Annotated in this window: 24 protein-coding genes and 2 pseudogenes; 10 read left to right on the top strand and 16 right to left on the bottom strand. The window is 67.1% G+C overall.

Annotation, left to right across the window (positions count from 1 at the left end):
• Positions 1-139: 139 nt before the first annotated feature.
• A pseudogene (locus ABIA35_RS45730) lies at positions 140-487 on the top strand (hypothetical protein); the annotation flags it as partial.
• A 168-nt stretch (positions 488-655) separates the two neighbouring features.
• On the opposite strand, the gene ABIA35_RS45725 reads toward ABIA35_RS45730, so the two are convergent.
• The gene (locus ABIA35_RS45725; protein ID WP_370347920.1) at positions 656-1,099 is read right to left on the bottom strand and encodes a hypothetical protein; all 444 of its coding nucleotides are present in this window, start codon (positions 1,097-1,099) and stop codon (positions 656-658) included.
• 453 nt (positions 1,100-1,552) lie between these two features.
• Between ABIA35_RS45725 and ABIA35_RS45720 the strand changes: the two genes are divergently transcribed.
• The gene (locus tag ABIA35_RS45720) at positions 1,553-2,137 is read left to right on the top strand and encodes a hypothetical protein (RefSeq protein ID WP_370347922.1); all 585 of its coding nucleotides are present in this window, start codon (positions 1,553-1,555) and stop codon (positions 2,135-2,137) included.
• Positions 2,138-2,364: 227 nt separating this feature from the next.
• Here ABIA35_RS45720 and ABIA35_RS45715 read toward each other — a convergent pair whose 3' ends face one another.
• The 7 genes from ABIA35_RS45715 to ABIA35_RS45685 all read right to left on the bottom strand — a co-directional run bounded on the left by ABIA35_RS45715 (position 2,365) and on the right by ABIA35_RS45685 (position 6,743).
• Positions 2,365-2,808: a hypothetical protein gene (locus ABIA35_RS45715; protein ID WP_370347924.1), complete on the bottom strand. Its 444-nt coding sequence runs from the start codon at positions 2,806-2,808 to the stop codon at positions 2,365-2,367.
• Positions 2,809-2,872: 64 nt separating this feature from the next.
• Entirely contained in the window at positions 2,873-2,998 is a 126-nt protein-coding gene (locus ABIA35_RS45710) for a hypothetical protein (RefSeq protein ID WP_370347926.1), read from the bottom strand.
• The gene (locus ABIA35_RS45705) at positions 2,999-3,943 is read right to left on the bottom strand and encodes a carbamoyltransferase C-terminal domain-containing protein (RefSeq protein ID WP_370362187.1); all 945 of its coding nucleotides are present in this window, start codon (positions 3,941-3,943) and stop codon (positions 2,999-3,001) included.
• Positions 3,924-4,751, bottom strand: a complete 828-nt coding sequence (locus tag ABIA35_RS45700; RefSeq protein ID WP_370347930.1) for a carbamoyltransferase N-terminal domain-containing protein — start codon at positions 4,749-4,751, stop codon at positions 3,924-3,926. The genes ABIA35_RS45705 and ABIA35_RS45700 overlap by 20 nt, the downstream gene beginning before the upstream one ends.
• Before the next feature lie 173 nt (positions 4,752-4,924).
• The gene (locus ABIA35_RS45695; RefSeq protein ID WP_370347932.1) at positions 4,925-6,187 is read right to left on the bottom strand and encodes an MFS transporter; all 1,263 of its coding nucleotides are present in this window, start codon (positions 6,185-6,187) and stop codon (positions 4,925-4,927) included.
• Positions 6,188-6,216: 29 nt separating this feature from the next.
• Positions 6,217-6,354, bottom strand: a complete 138-nt coding sequence (locus ABIA35_RS45690) for a hypothetical protein (RefSeq protein WP_370347934.1) — start codon at positions 6,352-6,354, stop codon at positions 6,217-6,219.
• Positions 6,351-6,743 carry a winged helix-turn-helix domain-containing protein gene (locus ABIA35_RS45685; protein WP_370347935.1) on the bottom strand — a complete coding sequence of 131 codons (393 nt, stop codon included), beginning with the start codon at positions 6,741-6,743 and terminating at the stop codon, positions 6,351-6,353. The genes ABIA35_RS45690 and ABIA35_RS45685 overlap by 4 nt, the downstream gene beginning before the upstream one ends.
• Before the next feature lie 216 nt (positions 6,744-6,959).
• Between ABIA35_RS45685 and ABIA35_RS45680 the strand changes: the two genes are divergently transcribed.
• The 3 genes and pseudogenes from ABIA35_RS45680 to ABIA35_RS45670 all read left to right on the top strand — a co-directional run bounded on the left by ABIA35_RS45680 (position 6,960) and on the right by ABIA35_RS45670 (position 8,811).
• The gene (locus ABIA35_RS45680; RefSeq protein WP_370347937.1) at positions 6,960-7,337 is read left to right on the top strand and encodes a carbamoyltransferase N-terminal domain-containing protein; all 378 of its coding nucleotides are present in this window, start codon (positions 6,960-6,962) and stop codon (positions 7,335-7,337) included.
• 107 nt (positions 7,338-7,444) lie between these two features.
• Positions 7,445-7,798 (top strand): TauD/TfdA family dioxygenase, encoded by a 354-nt coding sequence (locus ABIA35_RS45675; protein ID WP_370347939.1) that lies wholly within the window; start codon positions 7,445-7,447, stop codon positions 7,796-7,798.
• 161 nt (positions 7,799-7,959) lie between these two features.
• Positions 7,960-8,811, top strand: a pseudogene (locus tag ABIA35_RS45670) (IS5 family transposase).
• Between the two features lie 112 nt (positions 8,812-8,923).
• On the opposite strand, the gene ABIA35_RS45665 reads toward ABIA35_RS45670, so the two are convergent.
• The 7 genes from ABIA35_RS45665 to ABIA35_RS45635 form a co-directional block, all read right to left on the bottom strand.
• Positions 8,924-10,150 carry a carbohydrate-binding protein gene (locus ABIA35_RS45665; RefSeq protein WP_370347087.1) on the bottom strand — a complete coding sequence of 409 codons (1,227 nt, stop codon included), beginning with the start codon at positions 10,148-10,150 and terminating at the stop codon, positions 8,924-8,926.
• Between the two features lie 227 nt (positions 10,151-10,377).
• Positions 10,378-11,256, bottom strand: a complete 879-nt coding sequence (locus ABIA35_RS45660; protein ID WP_370347089.1) for an ABC transporter permease — start codon at positions 11,254-11,256, stop codon at positions 10,378-10,380.
• Positions 11,249-12,097 (bottom strand): ABC transporter ATP-binding protein, encoded by an 849-nt coding sequence (locus tag ABIA35_RS45655; protein WP_370347091.1) that lies wholly within the window; start codon positions 12,095-12,097, stop codon positions 11,249-11,251. The genes ABIA35_RS45660 and ABIA35_RS45655 overlap by 8 nt, the downstream gene beginning before the upstream one ends.
• Positions 12,098-12,112: 15 nt before the next feature.
• Positions 12,113-13,231: an ABC transporter substrate-binding protein gene (locus ABIA35_RS45650; RefSeq protein WP_370362186.1), complete on the bottom strand. Its 1,119-nt coding sequence runs from the start codon at positions 13,229-13,231 to the stop codon at positions 12,113-12,115.
• On the bottom strand, positions 13,228-14,565 hold the full coding sequence (locus ABIA35_RS45645) for a sulfate adenylyltransferase subunit 1 (RefSeq protein WP_370362185.1): 1,338 nt from the start codon (positions 14,563-14,565) through the stop codon (positions 13,228-13,230). The genes ABIA35_RS45650 and ABIA35_RS45645 overlap by 4 nt, the downstream gene beginning before the upstream one ends.
• On the bottom strand, positions 14,565-15,482 hold the full coding sequence (cysD, locus tag ABIA35_RS45640; RefSeq protein ID WP_370347097.1) for a sulfate adenylyltransferase subunit CysD: 918 nt from the start codon (positions 15,480-15,482) through the stop codon (positions 14,565-14,567). The genes ABIA35_RS45645 and cysD overlap by 1 nt, the downstream gene beginning before the upstream one ends.
• A 35-nt stretch (positions 15,483-15,517) precedes the next feature.
• On the bottom strand, positions 15,518-16,210 hold the full coding sequence (locus ABIA35_RS45635; protein ID WP_370362184.1) for a phosphoadenylyl-sulfate reductase: 693 nt from the start codon (positions 16,208-16,210) through the stop codon (positions 15,518-15,520).
• A gap of 423 nt (positions 16,211-16,633) precedes the next feature.
• Between ABIA35_RS45635 and ABIA35_RS45630 the strand changes: the two genes are divergently transcribed.
• Genes ABIA35_RS45630 through ABIA35_RS45620 form a run of 3 tightly spaced genes read left to right on the top strand, consistent with a single transcriptional unit; the run spans position 16,634 to position 21,296 of the window.
• Positions 16,634-17,875: an NAD-dependent epimerase/dehydratase family protein gene (locus ABIA35_RS45630; protein ID WP_370347101.1), complete on the top strand. Its 1,242-nt coding sequence runs from the start codon at positions 16,634-16,636 to the stop codon at positions 17,873-17,875.
• Positions 17,876-17,901: 26 nt separating this feature from the next.
• A complete protein-coding gene (locus ABIA35_RS45625) occupies positions 17,902-19,320 on the top strand; it encodes a biotin/lipoyl-binding protein (RefSeq protein ID WP_370362183.1) in 1,419 nt (472 codons plus the stop codon).
• Positions 19,320-21,296 carry a glycosyltransferase family 2 protein gene (locus tag ABIA35_RS45620; protein WP_370362182.1) on the top strand — a complete coding sequence of 659 codons (1,977 nt, stop codon included), beginning with the start codon at positions 19,320-19,322 and terminating at the stop codon, positions 21,294-21,296. Before ABIA35_RS45625 ends, ABIA35_RS45620 begins: the two co-directional genes overlap by 1 nt.
• On the opposite strand, the gene ABIA35_RS45615 is transcribed toward ABIA35_RS45620, so the two are convergent.
• Positions 21,279-21,938: a hypothetical protein gene (locus ABIA35_RS45615; RefSeq protein WP_370362181.1), complete on the bottom strand. Its 660-nt coding sequence runs from the start codon at positions 21,936-21,938 to the stop codon at positions 21,279-21,281. The genes ABIA35_RS45620 and ABIA35_RS45615 overlap by 18 nt on opposite strands.
• 572 nt (positions 21,939-22,510) lie before the next feature.
• Here ABIA35_RS45615 and ABIA35_RS45610 point away from each other — a divergent pair.
• Entirely contained in the window at positions 22,511-23,563 is a 1,053-nt protein-coding gene (locus ABIA35_RS45610) for a LuxR C-terminal-related transcriptional regulator (protein WP_370347109.1), read from the top strand.
• Positions 23,564-23,742: 179 nt separating this feature from the next.
• Positions 23,743-24,195, top strand: a complete 453-nt coding sequence (locus tag ABIA35_RS45605) for an SUKH-3 domain-containing protein (protein ID WP_370362180.1) — start codon at positions 23,743-23,745, stop codon at positions 24,193-24,195.
• Positions 24,196-24,235 lie beyond the last annotated feature (40 nt).

Here is a 24,235-nt window from a genome sequence, read left to right as displayed (position 1 = left end):
CAACCTCGAAAGGAGCAGCACAGCACCCACCCGGACCTGTGGAACCCGGCGCTACCGCGGCGACACGCGACGGCCCGTCACCTCACCCGGAGGGAAATAACGGGCAGACCACGAGGTAAATCAGAGACCTGCGACCGCTGAGTCATCGAGGTTAGCTATCGACCATGTCGACCCCAAGGCGGATGCCTGGAACGCCGGCCTGTGGTCAGTCCCTTCTACCACTGCGGGCCGACTGCAGATCAGCGACTTCGCCAATGACATAGAAGGACCCGAGCTGTGGGCGGTGTCATGGTCGACGAACAGCTCGAAGGGAGACTCGCGCCCTGACGAATGGCTCCCGGACAACAAAGACGTCGTTTGCACGTACGTCAAGGCGTGGATCACCGTGAAATACGAATGGAACCTGAGCGTGCTCACCACCCCGGACCAAGGACAGCTTTACTCCGAAAAGGATGTTCTTCAAAGAACTCTCAACGGCTGCCCTTAGGAAACTACGGTCAGGCCGAACCAGGTTAAGGGGCTACGAAGCTCAACCCCTCGCCAGGTCATGTCGACACGACTACCTGTCTGCCGGTGTCCGGACAGCCCAGTCCGGACACCGGCAGAACCGACCAATTCCGGCCGCTAACCCAAATTGAAATATTTCACCAGCCTTCTAGGAGTTCACCTGAATGGGGAATGAAATCGGCTTCAGGTCGGCGATCAGGTGATCCTTACCGCTCGGCGTCAGATCAACCGTGCAGAGACGCTTCCCGTCCAGCTCCGGGGCGATCAAGATCTGCGAAATCCCCTGTAGGATCGATGTGTACCGCCGGCCGTCGCGCAATTTGGTCGGCCGCGTAACCATCCACTCCCACCTACCGTTATTACCAATCCCCGCGCACCGCTCGCTGCCGTTCTCGTCAAGCTCCCTTTCCATATGAAGAGTGAAGGGGGTGCGGTAGGCTTCTTGAATCATTGCACCGAAGCCGGTTATGTCACAGACGGTAACACCCTCAGGCAGATACGGATGTACGAACAGCACTTCAGGCAAGCCCCGTTGACGTAGATCCTCGAACGAGGCAGTCACCGGCGGCCGACGATATTTCATTGCATCCATGCGTCCAAGCGTACCGGTGCCCAGGACCTGCCCGGTAGTGGTAGATGACCCGCCCACCAAATCACCTGTGAAAACATCAGGGGCGAAACGTCGTTCCAACAGATTCGCGTTTCACGACTTCCAACTCCCGCGTCGCGCGGGTTCCGTGACTACGCGGGCCGGACCAGCTCGGGAACATTAGTTCGAACACTGGGACATGCAGTGAAGCAGCCCTGGACAACACCGTGGAGTGCCGCATGCCCACGTGCTCACGTGGTCCGGGTCCCCGGCTGACGGCGCCCGGCGAGGAAGTCGATCCGATCCGTACGACCCGGCGACGGCGAGCGTAGGCCCATTGCAATTGCGCAGGCAGCCCTAGAGCGTGTCCGGTCGATCATCCGAAAAGGCCCAGAGTACGCATCGAGGAATAGGCCCTATCTCGGCAGGAACGTTGGTAATCTGAGGCGTCTGGGGGTGGTCGCATTGACCGAAGATGAAGTCCGGGTTGTCTGGTCGCTTGTCTCGCGTTGCCTGACCCACAAAAGGGAGTACTGGGGTCCGGTCATGCGGTACGCACGCCTGTTCACACCGGGCACCGTTGTCCGCGGCCTGAATCCTCGGCCCGCGTACTCACGGCGTAACGCCTACGATCATGCGACTGCTTCCGGTCTGCTGTATTGCGAGGGGTTCGCCTGCCACGGCTTCCCCCATGAGCGGATGGGGTGGTGCGTTGACGGCGACGGCGTGGTCGTCGAACCCACGTTTCCCGAGCCCGGGACTGCGTATTTCGGGGTCATATTGCTGCCGGACTACATGCGGCGCGCGTTTGTGGCATCCCGCGACGATGACGGCGAGGACCGTTTCCGAGGCGTTTACGGCGCGGGGCGCAGCTGCCCGTTGCCCGATCCGGCAGTGGACATCGTGCACGACCTGGGCCGGGACATCCCGGCCTCGATCCGGGACTGGGCCCTGACCGCGGATATCCATCAGGTCCAGCCTCAAGAACCGCCAGCCTGGGTACTGGACCAGTTGCGGCTAGGGGATCGCGACCCATCGTGACCGCAGCCTGATCGCCAACGCGGCCGCGGTAAGTTAGCCGCTCGGCTTGACGCCCGCGACGCACTCCGGATGAGTTGGGAGCCACCCGGAGTTCTGCAGAACACCCTAAGCGGCTGCCCCTAGCCGCTACCGCTAGGCCGAAGCAGGTGTGAGACCTGCGAGGCTCGGCTTCTCTCCCTATCTGCCGGGGCTTGGGCGTTTCAGCTCGGACCCCGGCAGCAGAACCGCTAGCGGCGAGTCCGAATGGCGAAGATGATCGGCCTCCGACCGGCGATCAGATGATCCTCACCGGTCGGCGTCACCTCAACCGTGCAGAGCCGCTGTCCATCTATTTCCGGGGCGATCAAGATCTGCGAGATACCCTGGAGAACCGATGTGTACCGCTCGCCGTTGCGCAGTTTGGTCGGCCGGGTGACCATCCATTCCCACATGCCGTTGTTGCCTATCCCCATGCACCGCTCGTTACCGTCCTCGTCGAGTTCCATGGCCATGTGGAGGGTGAAGGGGGTGCGGTAGGCCTCTTCGATCATCTCGGCGAACCCGCTGATGTCGCACACCGTTGCGCCCTCAGGCAGAAACGGGTGCACGAACAGCGCCTGAGGCAGACGTCGCCGACGTAGATCCTCAAACGAGGCTGTCACCGGCGGACGGCGGTACCGCATGACATCCATATGCCTGAGCGTAGCAACGGGTCCCGGGGCTACCCATTCGCAGGCCCGGAATTCCGCCGGAGCTTCAAATCGCGACCGATGCCATCCGTCCGCGAACCCGGCAATACTGCCGACAGCGTTTGATCCCCCGGTCGATGCCCAGTACCTCGTCGTCGGGATGCGCCACGACGACGAGCACTCGTGCGGTCATCTATCCTTCCTTCCTGACGACGAACTCTGCTCCCAGTACCAGCATGTCGAGACCGGTGGCCCAGAACGTGCGCAGCGCGTCCTCGGTCGTGTTGACGATCGGTTCGCCGCGGATGTTGAACGAAGTGTTGAGCAGAACCGGAACACCGGTCATCCCGGCGAACTCCTGGATCAGCCGGTGGAAGGCGGGCGTCACGTCAGGATGGACGGTCTGGATGCGTGAGGTACCGTCGGAGTGGACGATGGCGGGGGCGTCCCGGCGCAGCGCCGCGTTGGCCCGGAAAGCCATGGTCATGAAGCGCGAGTCGGTAGACTTGTCGAAGTATCGATCCCGTGCCGAGGCGAGCATCGCGGGCGCGAACGGCCGCCAGAGCTCGCGCTGCTTGACCACGGCATTCACTGTGTCCCGGCTCTCGACCGCGCGAGGGTCGGCGAGAATGCTGCGCTGCCCGAGCGCTCGGGGTCCGGCTTCGGCGCGCCCGTCGACCCATCCCACGAGCAATCCATCGGCCAGGGCTCGCGCCGTCATCGCGAACACGTCGGCCGGCTGCTCGAACGCGACCTTGGCGTTGCACAGTGAGGCACGGATAGCCGCAGAGCTCTCCTCGGGTCCCAGTGCCAGTGTCGCGAGAGGCAGCGGATGCGCCCCCGTCTCCCGGAAGCACGTCACAAGTGCCGCGCCCGCGGCCGCTCCGCTGTCGGAGCACAACGGGTGCGCGAAGACGTCGGAGACTTCGTCCATAGCGAAGATGGCCGAGTTCATCTTGACGTTCTGTGCGACTCCGCCGCCGAGGCACACCGTGGAGATGCCGGTCTCCTGCACAGCCCACCGAACCAACCTACACGCTGCCTCCTCGATCTCGCTTTGCACGGCGTACGCCAAGTCCATGTGCCACTGCGTCACAGGGCCGGCCGGTAGTCGTGGTTCAGCGCCCAGCAGTTTCACCAGCTTGTCGGTGAACCTTCCGGAGTAGCTGTGCTCCCCGAAGTGGATGAAGGGTCGGATCGATGCGGTACTCGACACCGTCCGGCGCGGGCGTCAAAATCTGGCGGACGGCGTCGCGCAGTGACTCCACCGGCTCGCCGTGTGCCGCCAGCCCCATGACCTTGTATTCACCGTCATAGGCCTGGAAACCGAGGTATTCGGTGAAAGCTGCGTAGTACCAGCCCAGCGAATGCGGTATCCGAACGGTACGCAGTGGCCTGATATCTGTGCCCCGCTTCACCCACAGCACGGTCGTTTTGTCCTCGCCCGAGCCGTCGGCGGTGAGCACCACCGCTGATTCGAAGGGTGACTCCGTCGCGGCCTGGAACGCGTGCGTGTAGTGGTGTGCCGCGAACCGGATCGGCGGGAGCCGGCGGAGCCCGAACTCTTGGGTCCAGCGTCTGCGGTGCCTGGCGGTCAGGGTCGCGTAGTCGTATTCGGCCAGAGTCTGCTGCTGCCAGGCGCGGGTGGCTTCGTCGAGATCCCACTCCTCGCTCAAGCCCTCATAGAATCTCGCCATCGTGCCGTCGGAATAGGCCGATAGGTCCCAACTCACCGAGACGCTGGAAACATCGTCGACCGAAGTGGCTGCTTGCTCGAGGCAGTAGACGAGGGAACGCAGCGGATACACGCCGATCGCGTGCTTCGATCTCACAAAGCGTTCTTCCTCCGCGTAGGCCAGTACCTTGCCGGCACGGACGACGGCGGCCGACGGGTCTTCCGGCCCCAACGAGATTCCGACATAGACGGGGTCGGCGCCTGCCTTCATTCTTCCTCCGGACGTCTGAAACGCGACCGGGAAGTCGTCGCCGCACGACGCTCGGCCTTCGGGGTCGGTGGATTCGAAGTCAGCCTAGCCAGAACCCCGGATGCGCAGCCCTAGCCTGAAGTCTGGAACCGCCTGTCCGAAGGGATGGTCTTCAACGGATCGCCGAAGCGGCGCTATACCGAAACCGTCTCCGGCGTCGTGGTGGGGATGTCGCGAATCCCGGGCAGCGGGGAGGTCCACAGCCAGATGGCGCTGCAAGCTGCTCCCCCGGTCGCGATCCACAGTGTCGTGTGCAAGCCCAGAGTACTGCCGAGGAGACCGCCGGTGACTGCTCCGAGCGGTCGGATCCCGAAGTTGACGGTCTGGAGCACGCCGGAGACACGGGCCCGCATCTTCGCGGGGATGATCGCCATCATGTACGCGTTGGCCGATGTGTCCAGTACCATCGCTCCCGCGTTGGCCAGGAATGTCGCTACGAGCAGGACGGCAGTGACGAGGGCGGCCGGGCCGGCGGCGAGCGGGACGAGCAGCCGCGGGACGCTGAATCCCACGAAGCCGAACGCGATGGCCAGCCCTATCCCGAACCGCCGCACGACACGGCTTGCCAGAAGCACAGCGGCCAGACCGCCGACAGCGCCGGCTCCGAGGATCAGTCCCAGGGCACTCGGCCTGAGGCCGAGATCCTTCGTCACATATAGCACGAAGAGCGCCTGAAACGCGTAGTTGAAGAAGTTGAGCGTTGCGACCGCGCCTTGGATCGCGCGCATGGTCGGCGTGCGGATCACCCACCGCATGCCGTCAAGCGCGCGGCCCTTGCCGACTGGCTCCGGAGGCGGTTCGGACGGAGAAATGCGGGACAGACAGAGCACTGACGCCACATAGCTGAAGGCATCTGCCAGGACAGTGAACGGGGCGCTGCAGAGCTGAACGAGGACGCCTCCGACTCCGGGGCCGACGACCGACGCGGCCGAACGGCTGCCGTTCACGAGCACGGATCCCTGCACCAGGTCCTCATTGGTGACGATGGATACGAAGAGGGTGTTGTTGGAGACGTTGAACAGCACGCTGAGAATCCCGAGCAAGAAGGCTGTGACGAACAGCTGGGCAAAGGTGAGCACCCCCAGCGCGTACGCAGCCGGAATCGACGCCACTGTGGCGAATCGTCCCAGGTCGGCCCAGAGCATGATCCGACGCCTGCTTCTACGCCCGTCGACCCAGGAGCCGACAGGTATCGAGAGCACGAGCGAGGGGACCAGCGGTGCCGCCGTCAGCCAGCCCATGTCTCCGGCGTTGGCGCCCAAGACGAGTACCGCGGTCAGCGGCATCGCGATGAGATCGATCTCGTCCCCTAGCAGCGAGACACTCTGACCGATCCAGAACAGCCTGAAGGTGCGTTCGCGCAGGAGAGTCGGCAGGCGGTCGACTAGTACTGTCACGGTCGTTCCTCTCTGGCGAAGAGCCGGTTCTACAGGTAGGCCACCCGCAGCATCTGGACCAGCTCCGCACCCTCCGGTCGAAGCTCGGGATTCGCCAGGCGTACCGCGTACGGTTCGAGGACCCGAGTGATGGCGTCCGCCACTGACCGGAGCTCGGTGGGTGTCATGTACAGGAAGGCGTCACCGAACTGTTCGGCCTCCTGCCACTCCGTGGCAGCGTGCCGCGGGTGTGGATGGCGGCCGTCATCCGTTCGAGGTATTGGCGGGCGATAACGACGCTGACCTCTTCGGCCGCCTTGGCGACCGCGGGATTCTCGGGTGTCTGCGGGATGTCCGTATAGGAGGCCGTGGCCCGCCAGGGCTTCAGCCGGCCGGGCACCCCGGTCACCTCCTCGACCAACCCGTACTTCGTGAGCATTCGCAAGTGGTAGCTGCAACTGGCGACGGACTCGCCGGTCAGCTCGGCGGCGCGCGTCGCGGTCAGCGGGCCTTCGATCCGGAGGTGGGCGACGAGAGCCAGCCGGGTGGGATGGGCGTATGCGCGCAGCGCGCGCACCTCGCCGAGCTGAACAGTATGTCGCGGCTCTGATTCACTCACTCCCCAAAGGTAGCGTTGCAAAGAAACCTTTATAAGCGGTGGCGCTGCTGCCCTCCGGGTGAGCCCCAGGCGACCGGAGGAGGGGGGCGAACCCGTCTGTCGGTGGGGGATTCCCGATGTCCGGCTGGTTAGCGTGAAGCTCATTGTTCCGGGCCTACTGCGAGGTGGACGGGAATGCGGGTTCTCGGATTCAGCGGCATGCACAACAGCATTGACTACAAGCGGCACGCGCTTCCCGGTCTTGATCCGCGGCACTACCGCATCGTCCAGGGCTTGGACTCAGCGGCCGCGTTGGTGACCGACGAAGGCGTAGTCGCCGCAGCGGCGGAAGAGCGGTTCACCGGCCAGAAGACGACGGGTGCTTTTCCGATCAACGCTATGAACTTCTGCATGCAACAGGGCGGCATCGACATGGCGGACGTCGACTGTGTCGCCTTCGGGTTCGACTACCAGCCGAGCGAGCTGACTGAGTCCACCGAATACGCACGCGGTTTGTATGAGACCGTTCACTCGGCCGCTGCCAAGCGCGCTCTTGCGGGAGTGCTGGCCTGAACGCGACTGGCGCCGGGACTTCGTGCCGGTCCGTCATCACGTGGCACATGCGGCCAGTGCCCACCACCTGAGCGGGTTCGACCAGGGACGAACACGGCGCTGTCCTGTTGCGCGGTTTCCAGCCGCTTGACGCCGGTGGCCTGGCCGACCTCGCCACCGCGCTCGGCGGGGAGCTTCTCGACTACACGAACCGTTCCACCCCGCGCAGCCGGGTTACCGGGCGGGTCTTCACATCAACCGAGTATCCACCCGACCAGACCATCCCGTTGCACAACGAGAACGCGTACTCGGACGTATGGCCGCGAACGTTGTTCTTTGACTGTTTGGTAGCAGCTGCGCAGGGCGGCGAGACGCCGCTGGCAGACAGCGCTCGCGTCTATGACCGCGTGCCGACCCGGATTCGCGAACGCTTCGAGCGAGGCGGCGTCATGTACGTGCGCTCGGCACCGGCGTTGATCTGAGCTGGCAGGGAGCCTTCCAGACTACCCAGCGCGGCGAGGTCGAGGCTTAGAGCGACCGAGGATAGGTGCGTCTCGCGCTCGTGGTAACTCAGTGGTTTGACAGGCAGGCACGGACCTGATGGTTTCGGAGTTCTCTACGCTTCGTAACCGTCGGAGGGCCCGTGCCTGCCATGCCATCATCCCTGCTCGACCCCCTGTGGGACCAATTCTCGGCGCTGTTGCCCGCCCGGCCCGAGTTCGATCCGAGCCACCCGTTGGGCTGCCACAAGCGGCGGATACCCGATGAGACGGCGTTTCGGCTGGTCGTCGAGGCACTGGTGCACGGCTCGGGCTACGAGCGGATCGCCGTTGACAGCTGCTCGGACTGGACGATCCACGACCGCGTGAAGACCTGGTCGGCCCTGGGCCTGGCCCACGAACTGCACCGTCTGGCCCTGGGCGCCTACGACTAGATGATCGGCCTGGAGTTGGACGACCTGTCGGCCGACGGCTGCCACACCAAAGCTCCGGTCAAGGGCGACAAGGCCGGCCGCTCGCCGGTGGACCGCGGCAAGCAGGGTCTGAAACGCTCGACCCTGGTCGAGGCCCGGGGCGTGCCGCTGGGCATCGCCCCCGACGGCGCCAACCGCCACGACTCCAAGCTTCTCAAGCCGACCCTCCAGGCGGCTGAGAAGCAGCTCGGGGCACTGCCGGCGAACGCCCGCATCCACCTGGACTCCGCCTACAACGGCAAACCGTGCCGCAAGATCTTGGATGACCACGCCCTGGTCGGCGAGATCGCCGCCAAGGGTGTGCCCGCTCCGATCCAGGTCGGCAAGCGATGGGTCGTCGAGCGGTCGCAATCGTGGATGAACGGTTACGGCAAGATCCGGCGCTGTTTCGAACGCGACGGCCAGATCGTCGACTTCTACCTCTATCTGGCCGCCGCGTTCGTTACCGTCCGTGCCCTTATCCGGGAAGCCCGCACCCGCTACCGCTGGGACAACCGGCCCACCACTCGACGCCTGAAGTGACGCCTATCCTCGGTCACTCTAAAGGGACACTACAGGGGCGCCGCGGGTGGCCCCAGGTCCACGTGAAGCGGGCCGCGCACGGGAACTCGCGCGGCCCGCTTTGGGTTCTTCGTCAGTGTCCGGTGTCGCTCATGAACTGCTTGGTGTATTGCAGGGCTGATGTGCTGGGGATGGAGTTGCAGGTGGGGGACGCGTAGGTGTCCGAGCAGGGCGTGTCGCGGTCCAGTGACCAGAAGTGCAGGCCGGCCAGGCCGTTGCTGACTGCGTAGGACGACAGGGTGTTCACGTCGGCGACTGTGAAGATCTCGGTGGTGGCGTCGTTCATGCCGATCATCGGCGTGACGGCGATCTTGTTGGCCGGGATCCCGTAGGTGTGCTCGAGGTTCTTCACCGCCTGGATCGCCGACTGGGCCATCTGGCAGCTGCCGCCCGAGACGACGCACACGGTGCTGGACGCGCTGCCGTAGTCCATGGTCATCAGGTTGATGACGTAGTGGTTCAGGCTGGAGCCGCGCACCGCCTGGACGACCTCGTTGCCGAGCGAGTTCACGCCGCCGTAGCTGCCGTCGGAGGCGCCCAGTGTGGCGAGCGTGAAGGAGAACTGCAGATTCGGGTACTGCGCCTGTGCTCCGACTGCGGAGGCGACGAGGTTCTGGATGTCCGACTGGCTTTGGCCGCCTTCGATGTCGAAGTCGACGCCGACCATGTTGGGGCTTGCGTAGCGGGCGATGAAGGAGTCCATGCCGGCCGTCGAGGCGCAGGTGAAGCTCCCGGCCGCGCCTCCGGTCGACACGACGTAGTTCAGGTTGGCGGCGTGCAGTTGGGCCACGTTCTCCGAGGCGAAGTTGGCGGCCGGGACACCGCCCCAGGTCTCGCTGCCGCAGGAGCCGGTGGCGAACGCGAGGGTGATCGCGGGCAGTTTCGGGATGTACTGCGACACCAGGCTCCCGGAACCCACTACCGGCAGGGCGGACCCGGTCACGGCCGACTGCATCTGGTAGGTGTTCCAGTTCATGTTGACGGTGACGTCCTTGTACGGGCTGAGCAGCAGGCCGCTCACCCCACCCGTTCCGCCGCCGGTGCCGCCGGTGCCGCCACCGGTTGTACCGCCTCCGGTTCCGCCCCCGGTGGTGCCGCCGCCGGTGCACGCGCCGTTGGACGTCCACGGTTGTCCGGAACCGGATCCGCCGTTGCTGGTCGCCGGATCATTGCCCTGAGTCCACCAGTTGGCGGTGTAGTTGGTCCCGTTCTCGCTGGCCTGCTGGCCTGCCGTGTAGACCGCGGTGGAACTCCATGCCGTGGCGCATGTGGTGGCCTGTGCAGCGGGAGCCGCAGCCACCGCGATGGCTGTTGCGCCGACTGCCAGCCCGAACGCCGAGCCGGCTGTAAGTGCTGCGCGAAGATTCCGTTTTCCGATCCGCATGAGCCCTCCAAAGTGGGGAGAGGTGCCGTGAATTGCGCATCTCACCGAGCCCGTGGGCCGACCCGGTGTCCACTTTGTACGTGCGGGGAACGGATTGGTCAAGACCATTCACAAGACTGGTTCAGACCAATTGGCAAGGGGAGTCAGATGAGTCCGCGGGTTCGCAGGAGCCTGCGTTCGAGCGGGGCGAAGACGGTTTGGTTGGCGGCCACGCCGAGGCCGAGGATGAGCAGGACGGTGGCGAAGGCGAGTGGCATGTCCTGGTTGTTGCGGGCCAGGTCCAGGACCTGGCCGATACCCGGGCCCAGGTTCGGGGAGACCGCGATCAGCTCGGCGGCCATCAGGGAGCGCCAGGCGAAGGCCCAGCCTTGTTTGAGTCCTGACACGTAGGCCGGCAGGGCCGCCGGCAGCAGGACATGGCGCACGAGTGCGGGTCCGCGGGCGCCGAGGTTGTCGCCGACCCGGCGGTAGAGGGGCGGGATCTGGTCGATGCCGCCGATCAGGCCGATGGTGATCGATGGGACGGCGCCCAGGAGGACGACGGTGTAGATGGTGGCGGGGGTGATGCCGAACCACATGATGCCGATCGGGACCCACGCCACCGACGGAAGGGTCTGGAGTCCGGACAGCAGGGGCGCCAGTGCGGCGCGCAGGGACCGGTTGCTGGAGACCGCGAGTCCCAGCAGGGTGCCGATCACCAGGGACGCGGCGAAGCCGATCAGTGCGCGCGATACGGAGCCCCAGAGTGCGGCGCCGATCCGGTAGTGGGCCCAGCCACCGGTGAGGGCGTCGTAGACGTCGCCGGGACCGGGCAGAACCCAGGCGGGCTTGATCCGGGACAGGACCAGTGCGTCCCAGACGCCAAGCAGGGCGGCGATCGCCAGGGCCGGGGGAAGCAGGGTTCTGGCGGATGTTCGCCAGCGCGATCTGCGCGGGGCGCGTCCGGTCTCCAGTGCGTCCAGACCGGCTTCGAGAGCGGCCAGTTCCTTGGGAGTCGGGGCGGCGGCGGCCGAGTCAGGCATGGCGGGCTATCTCCTTGCGCAGCTCGTCGGTGATCTCGACGGCCTGACTCGCGACTCGGGCGTCCTCGATGCGGCGCGGGTGGTCGATGTCGACGCGCCACTGGCGTGCCACGCGGCCGGGCCGGGAGGAGAGCAGGACGACGCGCTGGCCCAGGCGTGCGGCCTCGCGGACATTGTGGGTGACGAACACGATCGCCAGGGGCGCCCCGGCCGCGGCGGCGCGCTGCCACAGGTTGATCAGTTCCTCGTGCAGGACGTCACGGGTGATCGCGTCCAGCGCGGCGAAGGGCTCGTCCATGAGCAGGACCCCGGATTCCTGGGCCAGCGCTCGCGCCAGGGCTACTCGCTGACGCATACCGCCTGACAGTTCGTGGACCCGCTTGTCCGCGGCTCCTTCCAGCCGCACCAGGCTCAGCAGGCGAACTGTCTCCTCGCGGCGAACGGCCTTGGGCACCTTGCGCAGTCGCAGAGCCAGGTCGACGTTCCCGGCCGCCGTGAGCCAGGGAAAGAGCGCCGACTCCTGGAACATCAGCGAAGCGTGCCCGCCGGGCAGGTCGATACTCCCGGCGGTCGGGGTCTCCAGGCCGGCGATCAGGTTGAGCAGCGTGGACTTCCCACAGCCCGACGCACCCAGGACACACACCAGCTCTCCGGCGGCCACCTCGAGGTCGATGTCCTCCAGGACCGGCACGGCGTCCCGCCCGAAGGTCTTGAAGACCCCTGACAAACGTACGGCGACAGGCGCCGCGGTCGCGAGCGCCTCAACAGAGGCTGTGGCGGAATCGACAGCGGGTTCCAGGTCTGCCCAGGGCACTGCGCCGGGGCTGGTCACATGGGTCATGGATCTTGTCCTTCGTCACTGGGCACCGAGCCCGTCGGCGCTCACCGCCGGCTGCCCGACGGCGGCCAGGGCTTGGTTGAGCAGGGTCAGGTCGAAAATGCCGGACAGCGCCGAGGCCTTCGACGCCTGGATCAGGCCGTCGGCGACGGCGTGGTCCAGGTTGGTCCGCAGACTGCTCGCGACGGGGTCGTCGGTCACCGACTCCTGCCCCCACGCGCGGGCGATCACCTCGGGTTTCAGCGGTGTCCCCGTGAGTGCCGCGAGCTGGGCGTTCACCAATGCCCGCGCGGCGACGGGGTCGGCCCGGACCCAGGTGTTCGCCGCGATGTGCGCGCTGATCAGGGCTCTGATTGTCTGTGGATGCCTGGCGAGATAGCCGGTGGCGACCACCAGGTCCGTCGTGGCGAAATCGCCGCCCGGCCACAGCGTACGTTCGTCCACGAGCACGTGCCCGCCGCCTTCCAGCACCAGCCGCGAGGCCCACGGCTCGGGCACCCACGCCCCGTCGATCCTGCCGTTCTCGAACAGCGTGAGAGTCGTCGCGTTGTCCGCCGGCTGCACCTTGACGTCCCCGGACCCCTGCACTGTCGTGGCATACCCGTGCTGCCCCAGCCAGTAGCGCAGCGCCACGTCCTGGGTGTTGCCCACTTGCGGATCGGCGATCGTCCGGCCCCGCAGATCCGCGACGGAGGTGATCCTCGGGCTCACCACGAGCTCGGCGCCGGCGTCCTCCGCCCCGGCGACGATGGCCAGGCCCCGGCCGTGCGACTCGACGAACGCGTTCAGCGCGGAGGAAGGGCCCACATAGGCGGCGTCGAGCTGCCCCGACAACAACGCTGTCATCTCATCAGGACCGGAGGAGAAGATCTGAGTCGAGAGCTTCGTCGGACCCAGCTTCGCCGCGAAGTACCCCCCGGCCACTCCCACGATCGCCGTGGTGTGGGTGACGTTGGCGAAATACCCCAGACGCAGCGACGCGGCCGGAGCACCCGCGGTCCCGCCCGCCGCGCCGCCCTGGACAGCGCCCTGGACACCGCCCTGCGCGCCCACCGACGCGGTCGTCTCGGCGTGCACGCACGCGCTCAGCAGGACGGACATCGCGGCCGCGGCGACCATCCCGATCCGGCGTGTCACAGGGCACTGCCGGTCTCGCCGAGGGACCGGCCGATCATGCCGGCGGTCAGCGTGTCGCCCGTCGGCTCGTCGACCAACAGGAAGGCGCCGCTGTGCCGGTTCACGGCGTAGTCGTCGGCGACGATCGGCGCGGAGGTCCGCAGCAGCAGCCGCGCGATGTCGTTGGCGCGCAGCTCCCGCGGATGCGGGCAGGTCTGCAGCGTCGTGATGTCCAGCCGGTGGACGATCTCGGTGACGATCGCCTTGACCGTGCGCGTCGTGTGCCGCAGGAGCACCCGGTCGCCGACCCGCAGCGGACGGTCCGCGAGATGGCAGACCATGGCGCTCACGTCGCGGGTCGTCGCGGGCGCCGAGGCGGTGGACGCGATGAGGTCGCCGCGCCCCACATCGATGTCGTCCTTGAGCCGGACCACCACGGACTGCGGCGCGAAGGCCGTGTCGGCGGCCGTCCCGCCCACGTCGATCCCGGCTATCGTCGAGCGCTGATCCGAGGGCAGCACCACGACCTTGTCGCCGGTGCGCAGGACCCCGGACACCAGTTGTCCGGCGTAGCCGCGATAGTCCTGCTCGGCGCACCGGATCACGTACTGCACCGGGAAGCGGGCCGGCTCGTTCGAGGGATCGGCGGCGACGGGGATCTGCTCCAGTTGCTCCAGGAGAGTAGGGCCCTGATACCAGTCCATCGAATCGGAGCACTCGACGACGTTGTCGCCGCGCAGCGCGCAGATCGGGATCGCGGACACCGCCTCGACGCCGAGGCGGCGGGCGTGGCCCTGGAGTTCGGCCGCGATGCCGGCGAACACGGACTCGTCGAATCCGACCAGGTCCATCTTGTTGACCAGGAAGACCATTTCCGGGACGCGCAGGAGCGCGGCTATCGCGAGGTGCCGCCTGGTCTGCTCGACGACGCCGTAGCGCGCGTCGATGAGGATGGCCGCCAGGCCGGCCGTGGAGGCGCCGGTGACCATGTTGCGGGTGTACTGCACGTGGCCGGGGGTGTCGGCCAGGATGAACCGGCGCCTGGGGCTGGCGAAGTACCGGTAGGCGACGTCGATCGTGATGCCCTGCTCCCGCTCGGCCCGCAGGCCGTCGGTCAGCAGCGCCAGGTCGGCCGAGGTCAGGCCGCGGTCGCGGGAGGCCCGCTCGACGGCCGCCAGCTGGTCCGGCATCACAGCCTTGAGATCGTGCAGCAGCCGGCCGACGAGCGTGGATTTGCCGTCGTCGACGCTTCCGGCGGTCGCCAGTCGCAGCAGGTCCGCGGTCTCGGGCGGGTGCGGCGCGATGCGTTCAGCCTTCTGTAGCTTCTCTTGCGGGAGCCCGGTTGCCGGTGTCATCAGAAGTAGCCCTCTCGCTTTCGGTCTTCCATCGCTGCCTCGGACACCCGGTCATCGGCCCTGCTCGCGCCCCGCTCGGTCAGGCGCGAGGAGGCGATCTCGGCGATCACTTCGGCGACGGTCGCCGCCCGCGAGTCGACCGAGGCGGTGCAGGACATGTCGCCGACCGTGCGGTAGCGCACCGTCCGGCTCTCGACCCGCTCGCCGGCGCGCGGACCGCCCCAAGCCCCGGGGGCCAGCCACATGCCGTCGCGGAGGAACACCTCGCGGGTGTGGCTGAAGTAGATCGACGGCAGCTCGATCCGCTCCTGCTCGATGTAGGACCAGACGTCGAGCTCGGTCCAGTTCGACAGGGGGAAGACCCGGACGTGCTCGCCGACACGGTGCCGTCCGTTGTAGAGCTGCCACAGCTCAGGACGCTGACGCCGCGGGTCCCACTGGCCGAACTCGTCGCGCAGCGAGAACACCCGCTCCTTGGCCCTGGCCTTCTCCTCGTCCCGGCGCCCGCCGCCGAAGACCGCGTCGAAGCGGTGCGAGCGGATCGCGGCGAGCAGAGGGACTGTCTGCAACGGGTTGCGGGTACCGTCCGCGCGTTCGGTCAGCCGGCCGTCGTCGATGTAGTCCTGCACGGCGGCGACGTGCAGGCGCACTCCGGCCAGCGCCCCGATCCGGTCCCGGTACTCCAGGACCTCGTCGAAGTTGTGGCCGGTGTCGACGTGCAGCAGGGAGAACGGGAGCCGGGCCGGCGCGAACGCCTTGCGGGCGAGGTGCAGCATGACGATCGAGTCCTTGCCCCCGGAGAACAGCAGGGTCGCCCGTTCGAACTCGGCGGCCACCTCGCGGAAGATGTGCAACGCCTCGGCCTCCAGGACGCCGAGATGCGAGAGCGTGTAGTCACGCGGTCCCGCGAGCCCCATTGCAACCCCTTGTTCGCTCGTCCCGGGTACCGGCGTCATGTGTGGATCCCGCATTCGGTCTTGGCTGCCCCGGCCCAGCGGCCGTCACGGTTCTGGCTCGGCCGCGTGCACGGCGCGCACCCGACGGACGCGTAGCCCTGGTCCAGCAGGGGGTTGACGATGATCTGATGACGCGCGGCGTACGCCTGGAGATCGGCCTCGGTCCAGTGAGCCAGAGGATTGATTTTCACCATCGCACGGGCCGCGTCATAGCCGACGACAGGTGTGGCGGCCCTGATCGGCGACTCCTCCCGGCGGACTCCGGTGGCCCAGGCGAGGTAGGGGCCCAGAGCCCGGTTCAACGGCACGACCTTGCGCAGCCGGCAGCACAGGTCCGGATCCCGGTCGTGCAGCCGCGGGCCGAACCGCGCGTCCTGCTCGGCGACGGTCTGGACGGGGGCGACGTCGACAAGGGTGATGTCGCAGACGGCCGCGACGGCGTCCCGGGTGCCGATGGTCTCCGGGAAGTGGTACCCGGTGTCCAGGAACAAGACGTCGACGCCGGGGACCGCGTGGGCCGCCAGATACACCAGTACCGTGTCGGCCATCGAGGAGGCGACGACCAGCCTCGGACCGAACGCCGTGCCCGCCCAACGGAGGATCTCCAGGGCGTCGGCCCCCTGGAGTTCGCGGTCCGCCCGGACCGCGAGCTGTTCCAGGTCACCGGTCAATCGAGTGCTCTTCTGCATGCGCTCCCCTGCTTTCCCGGTTCGAACCATTGGCGAAAGACGCGCCATGGACGGTGATACCGCCCATAGCCGTTTCCGTCAGGTCCACGGTCGAGTTCTTTAATTAGGCTTTACTCGGCGTAACGTCGTCGAGACCTGCGAGTTGCGGGAACCCGACTTGGCAGGAATTCGCCACCAGGGGTTTCGGGACCCGAAGAGCTCCTCGTTATCACGCCCTGAGCTGCTCCCATCCAATCAACGATCTTGTACCATAGGTGTAGACCAGGTATTGACGAGCCGATCGTCGTCTTGACGTCGAATATCGCCGAGCGTACTTTCCGGAGCGTCCGGCCGCCTTTCTCGGCATCCGCCGACAAGTGCTCGGCAGGCACCCGGCGCAATCGCGTCGTATTTCCATTCCGTTTCCGAAAGGTGTCGGTCGTTATGCGTGTCCTCATTCTCGGCGGCGACGGCTTCTGCGGCTGGCCGACGTCCCTGCACCTGTCGGACCTGGGTCACGAAGTCACCATCGTCGACAACCAGAGCCGGCGCCGGATCGACCTCGACCTGGAAGTCGAGTCCCTCACTCCGATCCGGCCACCCGGCGAGCGTGTCAGGGCCTGGCGGGAGGTCTCCGGACGGGATATCGGGCTGGTCCACCTCGACCTGGCGGCCGAGTACGAGCGGCTCACCGCCCTGTTGGCCGAGCTGCGTCCCGACGCTGTCGTGCACTTCGCCGAGCAGCGCGCCGCACCGTACTCGATGCGCTCGGCGACGGCCAAGCGCTACACGGTCGACAACAATGTCCGCGCGACGCACAACCTGCTCACCGCTCTGGTCGCCACCGGCGTCGATGCCGCGCTGGTACACCTGGGCACCATGGGGGTGTACGGGTACGGATGGTCGGGGTCCGCACCGATCCCCGAGGGCTACCTGACCGTCAAGGTACCGACCCCCGACGGCGACCTGGAGCGGGAGATCCTGCATCCGGCCAACCCGGGCTCGGTCTACCACCTGACCAAGACGCTCGACCAGCTGATGTTCGCCTTCTACGCGGCCAACGACCGGCTGCGGATCACGGACCTGCACCAGGGCATCGTCTGGGGGACCCAGACCCCGCAGACGGTCCGCGACGAGCGGCTGATCAACCGCTTCGACTACGACGGCGACTACGGAACCGTGCTCAACCGCTTCCTCATGCAGGCAGCCATCGGGCACCCGCTCACCGTGCACGGGACCGGCGGGCAGACCAGGGCGTTCATCCACATCCGGGACACCGTCCGGTGCGTCCAGATCGCTTTGGAGAACCCGCCGGAAGCCGGGGCGAAGCCCGCGGTCTTCAACCAGATCACCGAGACGCACCGGGTCTACGACCTGGCGAAGATGGTCAGCGACCTGACCGGGGTCGAGGTCGCGCACCTGCCGAACCCGCGCCGGGAGGCCGTGGAGAACGAGTTGGTCGTCCGCAACGACCGGTTCCTCGCGCTCGGCCTGAACCCGACCACCTTGTCCGACGGCCTGCTCGCCGAGTGCACCGACATCGCGGCGCGCTACCGGCACCGGGTCGACCTGTCGAAGATCATCGCGAGATCGGTGTGGCGGGCCGGGATGCAGACCGCCGAGGACCTGATGACCGAACTGCCGGACGGGGCGGACCCGCACGTCCGGGCCGTCGTCCAGCCCTGAGTCAGAAGAACCGAGAGGAATCAGTCATGGTGAAGCGGGACCGCGTGCGCGGCATGAACGCGGCCCTGGCCAGCGGCGAGGCCGGCGTCGGCGAGATGAGGCCGGCCCGCTCGCCGATGCGGCCCCGGCAGATGGCCGTCGCGTCCTTCGTGGCGATCGCCGGATCGGGCCTGGGCCTGGTGACGTATGACAAGGTGGCCACCAAGACGCCGGCCTTCAGCGGCCAGGTGGCGCCGTCGCACACCTACTACCTCAACTTCCCGACGACCGGGACGGTGCTGACGCTGACGGTCAAGCCCGGCCAGCATGTGGTGGCCGGACAGCCGCTGGCCACGATGGACAGCAGCGTCGCCGCGGCGAACCTGTCGGCGGCACAGGCCGCGGTCACAGCGGACACCGCTTTGGTGGCCGCCGACCAAGCTCCGCAGGCCACGGCCACCGAGCAGGCGCAGGACCGGCTGAGCCTCACCCAGGCGACCGCGGCCGTGGCCACCGCCAAGAGCGCGCTGACGCTCGCGCAGACCAACGACCAGCACACGATCGCCGAGCAGACGGCGGTGGTCACCGGGGATCAGAACACATACAACATCGACAACGGCCACTACACACAGCAGTGCGCCCCGTCCTCGGCCACGACGCCGTCATCGGGCCCGACGCACGCATCCGCCCCCAGCCCTTCACAGAGCGGCAGTACGAGCGCGACACAGATGCAGTTCTGCCAGAACCTGCAATCGCAGGTGAACCGGGACTCGACCGATCTGTCCACGGCTCAGGCCGAGTTGGCGAAGCTGCAATCCTCGACCCAGCTGGAGGAGACGCATGACGCGGACGACGTGACACAGAGCGAAGCGATCCTCACAGCCGCGCAACAGAAGACGTCCGCGGCGGCCGAACCGCTGAGCTCCGCGGTCATCGCCCAGGCCAAAGCGGACCTGGCGACCGCGCAGTCGCAGGTCGCCGCCGACCAGCTGGCCGTGAAGAACGCGACGCTCACGGCTCCGGCCGACGGCGTCGTGGCGGACGTCGCGGGAGCGGTCGGGGACATCACGGGATCCGACGGCGTGCACAGCTACGCGGGTCCGGCCGCCCAGCCGGGGACGGAGGCGAATCAGCAGCCTGGCTTCCAGTTGTTCGTGCCGCCGTCGGCCAACAGCGGCGGGACCGGGCAGGCGTCCGGCTTCCAGCCGCTCATCACCGTGTACGCGGGCGCGCTCGACGTCGTGGCACAGATACCGGAGCAGAACATGACCACCGTGCACGTCGGCGAGCCGGCGAAGCTGGACTTCTCGGCGACGGGGACGTCGGTGACCGGCAAGATAGGCCAGGTGATGCTCGACCCGGCGCACGTCCCGGGGACGACGACGTACTACGACGTCCTGATCTCGATGGACACGGTCCGGCCGGAGATCCTCGCCGGCATGACCGTGGACGTCAAGCTGTTCTGATGCCCCTCACGATGGACAACATCAAGGGCCTGACCCTGCTCTCGATCAACCTCGTGGTCCTCGTGCTGGTCGTCTGGCAGCCGCTGTCGCGCCGCCACGACGATTCGGACCAGGGCACGGACCGCCTGGTGAAGCTGCCACCGTTCCGCAAGCCGTCGACGCGGCGCCTGTTGGCGTTCCTGGCCGTGGGGCTGGCGGTGAGCACCGGCATCATCGGGATGCGCGACTTCCAGGTGCTCAGGGTGTACCAGGTCTTCGTGTCCGATGTGATCGGCGCGATCGACCGCGACCCGGCCGCCGCGACCGCCTACGCCGAGCACATCACGCCCCTGGTTCCGGCGGCGGTCGTGGGATATCTGATCACTATGGCGGTCGTGCTGCCGGCCACTCCCGGCCGCCGTCTGGTGATCCTGCTGCACGCACCGCTGTTCGTCGCGGTCTCCGTCGCGTCGGACAGCCTGATCGGACTTGCCGGGACGGCGGCCGGCGTCCCGGCGGGACTCGTCCCGATCGCCGGGATCTACCTGGAGTACACGCTCGGCTTCATGATGGTCTTCCGGCTGTCCTTCACCACCTACGCCCTGCCGCGGGTCACCTCGCAGCCGAATCTGCGACGCGGCGACTGGCGCGACACGCTGACACTGCTGTTCTGCCTGGTCGGGGCGACCGGGATCATCGGGACGCTGGCCCTGGTGATGATCGAGGCCGTCGGCGACCACCCGGTGACGGTGTTCGTCATCATCGTCAGCCTGCGCACCGCGATCTCAGACTTCGTCTACATCCTGCTCGGGCTCGTCAAGTGGACCGGTGGCCGCCGGCCGCAACCCGGCCCCGAGCGACCCGCGCTGGACGTCATCATCCCGGCCTACAACGAGGCAGTGGGGATCGAACGGCTGCTGCGCTCCATCGACCGCGCGGCGGCCGCCTACGGCGGACCCGTCCGGGTGATCCTGTGCGACGACGGTTCGACCGACGAGACGAGCGCGCTCGCCGAGGCCACAATGCACGCCTACGGCCACGCGACCGGCGAGGTGATCCAGGGTGCTCACGGCGGGAAGGCCAAGGCGCTCAACCTCGCCCTCCAGCGGTGCACCGCGGACTACATGTACCGGTTGGACGCCGACTGTGCGATCGACTCGGACGCCTTCGTCTACAGCATCCCGCACTTCCTGGCCGATCCCCGGGTCGGCGTGGTCGGCGCGCTGACCGTCCCGAAGGAGCCCTACGGCACCTGGATCGACCGGATGCGGGCGATCGAGCAGATCTTCAACTTCGGATTCTCGCAGGTGATGCTGTCCCAGGTCGACGCGGTGCCGTGCATCCTGGGCAGCTTCACCGCCTTCCGGCGCGAGGCGGGTCTGGCCCTCGGCGGGTTCGTCAGCGGCATGTTCGGCGAGGACGCCGAGTTCACCTGCGCGCTGGGGCGGCTCGGCTGGCGGGCGGCGCTCGATCCGCGCATCGTGTCCTACGAGGACGTCCCGCCGACCGTCAAGGACCTTCGCGTACAACGCTTCCGGTGGGGGATGGGAGGGCTGATGAACTTCGGCCGCTTCACACCGTTCGGCAACGGGGCCCCCGGACCGCGTTTCTGGTATCAGCTCCCGAAGAGCGCCGGGACCAGGCTGTTCTCGCCGGCGCACTTCTTCATCATGATCCTCGCGCTCCAGTACGCCGCGATCGTGCCCGGCGCGCAGCACAACATCCTCAAGTTCTTCGGGTTCCTGCTGATCTCGTTCCTGCCGGGACTGGTGCCTCGTCTGATCATCCTGGTCTACTACCGACGGCTCGACGTGCTGCCGTGGGCGCCGCTGTGGCTGGTGTTCGCGATGCTCAAACGGGTGTTCCTGCTGGAGGCGATCCTGGCCTGCGGAGTCCGTCCGGTCCGTCCGCCGCTGGCGGTCCGCGGCCGCTATCCGACGTGGAGCGCGTTCTGGCGCCCCGCCGCCGCCAGGGCTCGCTCAACCACTCTTCCCTGACACGGCCAGGGCGGACAGGATGCCGAGCGAGACCTGGGGAAAGGGGCCGGCGCAGGTCGGACAATACGCGGACCGGGCCGGATCGTTGAGCCAGTAGCCGTCGACCGTCCCCTGCACGGACCCGATGGCCTTGACGACGTCCTGCGTGGTGACGGCCTGGCCCGTCGGGTTCGTGCTGATCCCGGCCAGGACCTTGACGCCGGGGTTGCTCCGCCGGGCCTGGGCCACCGCCGCGCTGACGAAGGCCTCGTACTTGGCCACATCCATCTCGGAGCCCTGTGCCTGGATGTCGATGACGTCGGCGTCGCCGGCGATCGAGCCGACCAAGCCGGAGGCGAGGAAACGGCTGTAGCGGTCTTGGGCGCCGGCGGACTTCGTCAGGTCGACCGCCGGGGTGGCGATGAACAACAGATGGTGCTGGTGGACAAGTTGGGCGGCCAGCTGGTCGTAGTGTGCCGGATCGCGCTGTTCGGCGACAGGGGTCTGCGACCAGCTCTCGTTGTCGTAGAGCACGGCCCGGATTCGGGGGTCGAGCTTGCCGGAGCTCACGGCCGCCTGGAGGGCGGCGTAGCTGGTGAAGCTGGCCGTGGGCGTGCTGGTCCAGCCGTCGGGGACGGACCAGTCCTTGGGGTTGGTGATCACGTAGGCGCGCGGCGTGTCAAAGAACTGCTTCGTCAGATTCCCGGCGGTGTCGGCGGCTCGCAGCTGAGTCAGCGTACTGCCACCGATGATCCATGACAGGGCGCCGGTTCGGCCGTCCTGGGAACCGGACGGGGATGTCGGCGCAGAGTTGGCGGATGCCGACGCCGGTGGCGCAGACGTCGGCGGCACAGATGTCTTTGGCACAGCTGTCGGTGGATGTGAGGCACGGCCAGTGCATCCGGCTGTCGCGACGATCGCGAGCCCCAGCGCGGCGATGCCGAACCGGCGCAGAACCTTCACAGAGCCCCACCATCCATCCCGCCTTGGCGATGAGTCCGATTATGGGACGCCGACGGTAGGCGGCGGGTTAAAAGCTTGGCCAAATGCCGATCAATCCCGCACACACACGAAAGGCTTCTTGTCCGATGGAATCCGGACATGACGAACGCGTCCCCCGTGAGGTGGCAACGTCCGGATATCAGGGTATGTAAAGGCTCAGCCCGCGATGGCGCGACCCGGTCTGACCACCGCCGCGCCGTCGGCCACCCGGAGCGACAAGAAGGTGAAAGCCCGTGTTGGAGCAGACGGAAGAGCAGAAAGGACCCGGGAGCGGCATAGGCGTGACCCGGGGCGAGGAGCTCGTCTACTTGGAGCTGTGCCGACGGGGCACGGCGACCACCGCCGAGCTGGCAGAGGCGCTCAAAATGGTGCAGGACGACGTCCTGCAGCTGCTCACCGGCCTGCACAGCCGGCGGCTGGTGCGGATGTCGGAGAACGGCGCCCGAACCCCGTGGTGCGCCGCGGCACCGGACGTGGCGATCGAGCGCGTGCTCAGCAAGCGCGAGCAGTCCGAACGCCGACTGCGCGAGGAGATCACGCGGCTCCTGGACGGCTACCACCGCGAGCGCGGACGCCGCGATCCCGGCTGCGCCGACCTGGCCGAGGTCGTCACCGGACGCGACGCCATCGCAGAGGTCTGGCTCTCCATGCTGGCCGGCGCGCGCCGGGAGGTCTCGGTGCTGGACAAGGCCCCGTTCGTCCAGGACGACAACGTCGGCCCGGAACTGGAGGTCCTGGAGCGCGGGGTCCTGTGCCGGGCGGTGTACGAACGCTCAGCACTGCTGTTGCCCGGACATCTGGAACAGGTCCGAATGCTGATAGCCGCCGGCGAGGAGGCGGTCGTGGTCACCGAGCTGCCCTTCAAGCTGGCCGTCGTGGACCGGCGCTGGGCCCTGCTGCCCGTGGCATCGGGCGCGGAGTTGGACGGCGCGTTGATCGTTCGGCCATCGCCAATGTTGGACGCGCTGGTGCAGACCTTCGAAGCCCAGTGGGCGCGCGCCATGCCCATACCGGCGACAGCCGGCCGCGGCGATCCGCGCGACCAGACCGGCGCCGTCAGCGACGGCAGCACCCCGACCGGCGGCCGATCAGCCGACGGGCAGCGCCTCGGGGCCCTGGAACTGCTGACACTGCTGACCGCCGGGATGACCGACGACGCGATCGCCCGCCAGCTACAGGTTTCGGCGCGCACCGTCCAACGGCGGGTCAGCGAACTGATGGAAGAGCTGGGCGCGCGCAACCGCTTCCAAGCCGGGGTGCAGGCGGTTCGGCGGGGACTGCTCTAGAACCGGCGCAGACGCACGAAGCCGGCGCGGCCCCACGAAATCGGGCATCGAGGCCCGCCGGGGCAAGGCTCGGTACCTGTGGATCGACTCGGTGGAGCCGTACCCTCCCGAGTCATCGATTCGAAGGTCGCTGAGTATATGAATGCCCACATGAGAGAAACCGAGTGGTAGAGGACCGCATGAAGCCTGCACTCGAGGAAGCCGAGCTGCTCAGTTTCCTACGGGAGATCGGCTGGTATCCCGGCAGGCAGGTCGATCTGGCCGCCGACCTGGAGGAATGGGAGACGGAAGGCTATAGCGTCTCCGATGCCGTTCACAGGTGGATGGGGGAATGCAGCGGCCTGGAATTTGAGTACCCTCGCCACAGCTCCGTGGGAGGCCTGCACGCCTGTTTCGTTTCTGGCGTAATGCCCTCGCGACGGATTCACCGGGCTACGGTAGCGGAGTACGAAGAAAGGGTTGGGGAGGCTCTGTGCCCCATCGGCCAATCCGCTAGCGGAGGCCTGACCCTGCTGATGGACTCGACAGGCGCTGTTTATGGAGGGTACGACCACTATCTGGGCAAAGTCGCCGATGACGGATATCGCGCTCTTCTGGCGATCCGGAAGCGAGAACCGTTGACTCGCCTGTAAGCGAACGCGTGGTATGCACCCAAATCAAGGCCGTGATACA

Origin of the sequence: Catenulispora sp. MAP12-49 (assembly GCF_041262705.1) — a bacterium.
GTDB lineage: Bacteria > Actinomycetota > Actinomycetes > Streptomycetales > Catenulisporaceae > Catenulispora.
The sequence above is the reverse complement of the archived record's forward strand: the minus strand, read 5'-3'. Positions and strand labels throughout refer to the sequence as shown.

Excerpts from the sequence above, each read along its gene's own strand:
- ABIA35_RS45725 (WP_370347920.1), bottom strand. The coding sequence starts at position 1,099 with ATGGATGCAATGAAATATCGTCGGCCGCCGGTGACTGCCTCGTTCGAG.
- ABIA35_RS45715 (WP_370347924.1), bottom strand. The coding sequence starts at position 2,808 with ATGGATGTCATGCGGTACCGCCGTCCGCCGGTGACAGCCTCGTTTGAG.
- ABIA35_RS45710 (WP_370347926.1), bottom strand. The coding sequence starts at position 2,998 with ATGACCGCACGAGTGCTCGTCGTCGTGGCGCATCCCGACGACGAGGTA.
- ABIA35_RS45700 (WP_370347930.1), bottom strand. The coding sequence starts at position 4,751 with ATGAAGGCAGGCGCCGACCCCGTCTATGTCGGAATCTCGTTGGGGCCG.
- ABIA35_RS45690 (WP_370347934.1), bottom strand. The coding sequence starts at position 6,354 with ATGACACCCACCGAGCTCCGGTCAGTGGCGGACGCCATCACTCGGGTC.
- ABIA35_RS45680 (WP_370347937.1), top strand. The coding sequence starts at position 6,960 with ATGCGGGTTCTCGGATTCAGCGGCATGCACAACAGCATTGACTACAAG.
- ABIA35_RS45660 (WP_370347089.1), bottom strand. The coding sequence starts at position 11,256 with ATGCCTGACTCGGCCGCCGCCGCCCCGACTCCCAAGGAACTGGCCGCT.
- ABIA35_RS45655 (WP_370347091.1), bottom strand. The coding sequence starts at position 12,097 with ATGACCCATGTGACCAGCCCCGGCGCAGTGCCCTGGGCAGACCTGGAA.
- ABIA35_RS45645 (WP_370362185.1), bottom strand. The coding sequence starts at position 14,565 with ATGACACCGGCAACCGGGCTCCCGCAAGAGAAGCTACAGAAGGCTGAA.
- cysD (WP_370347097.1), bottom strand. The coding sequence starts at position 15,482 with ATGGGGCTCGCGGGACCGCGTGACTACACGCTCTCGCATCTCGGCGTC.
- ABIA35_RS45635 (WP_370362184.1), bottom strand. The coding sequence starts at position 16,210 with ATGCAGAAGAGCACTCGATTGACCGGTGACCTGGAACAGCTCGCGGTC.
- ABIA35_RS45630 (WP_370347101.1), top strand. The coding sequence starts at position 16,634 with ATGCGTGTCCTCATTCTCGGCGGCGACGGCTTCTGCGGCTGGCCGACG.
- ABIA35_RS45625 (WP_370362183.1), top strand. The coding sequence starts at position 17,902 with ATGGTGAAGCGGGACCGCGTGCGCGGCATGAACGCGGCCCTGGCCAGC.
- ABIA35_RS45620 (WP_370362182.1), top strand. The coding sequence starts at position 19,320 with ATGCCCCTCACGATGGACAACATCAAGGGCCTGACCCTGCTCTCGATC.
- ABIA35_RS45605 (WP_370362180.1), top strand. The coding sequence starts at position 23,743 with ATGAAGCCTGCACTCGAGGAAGCCGAGCTGCTCAGTTTCCTACGGGAG.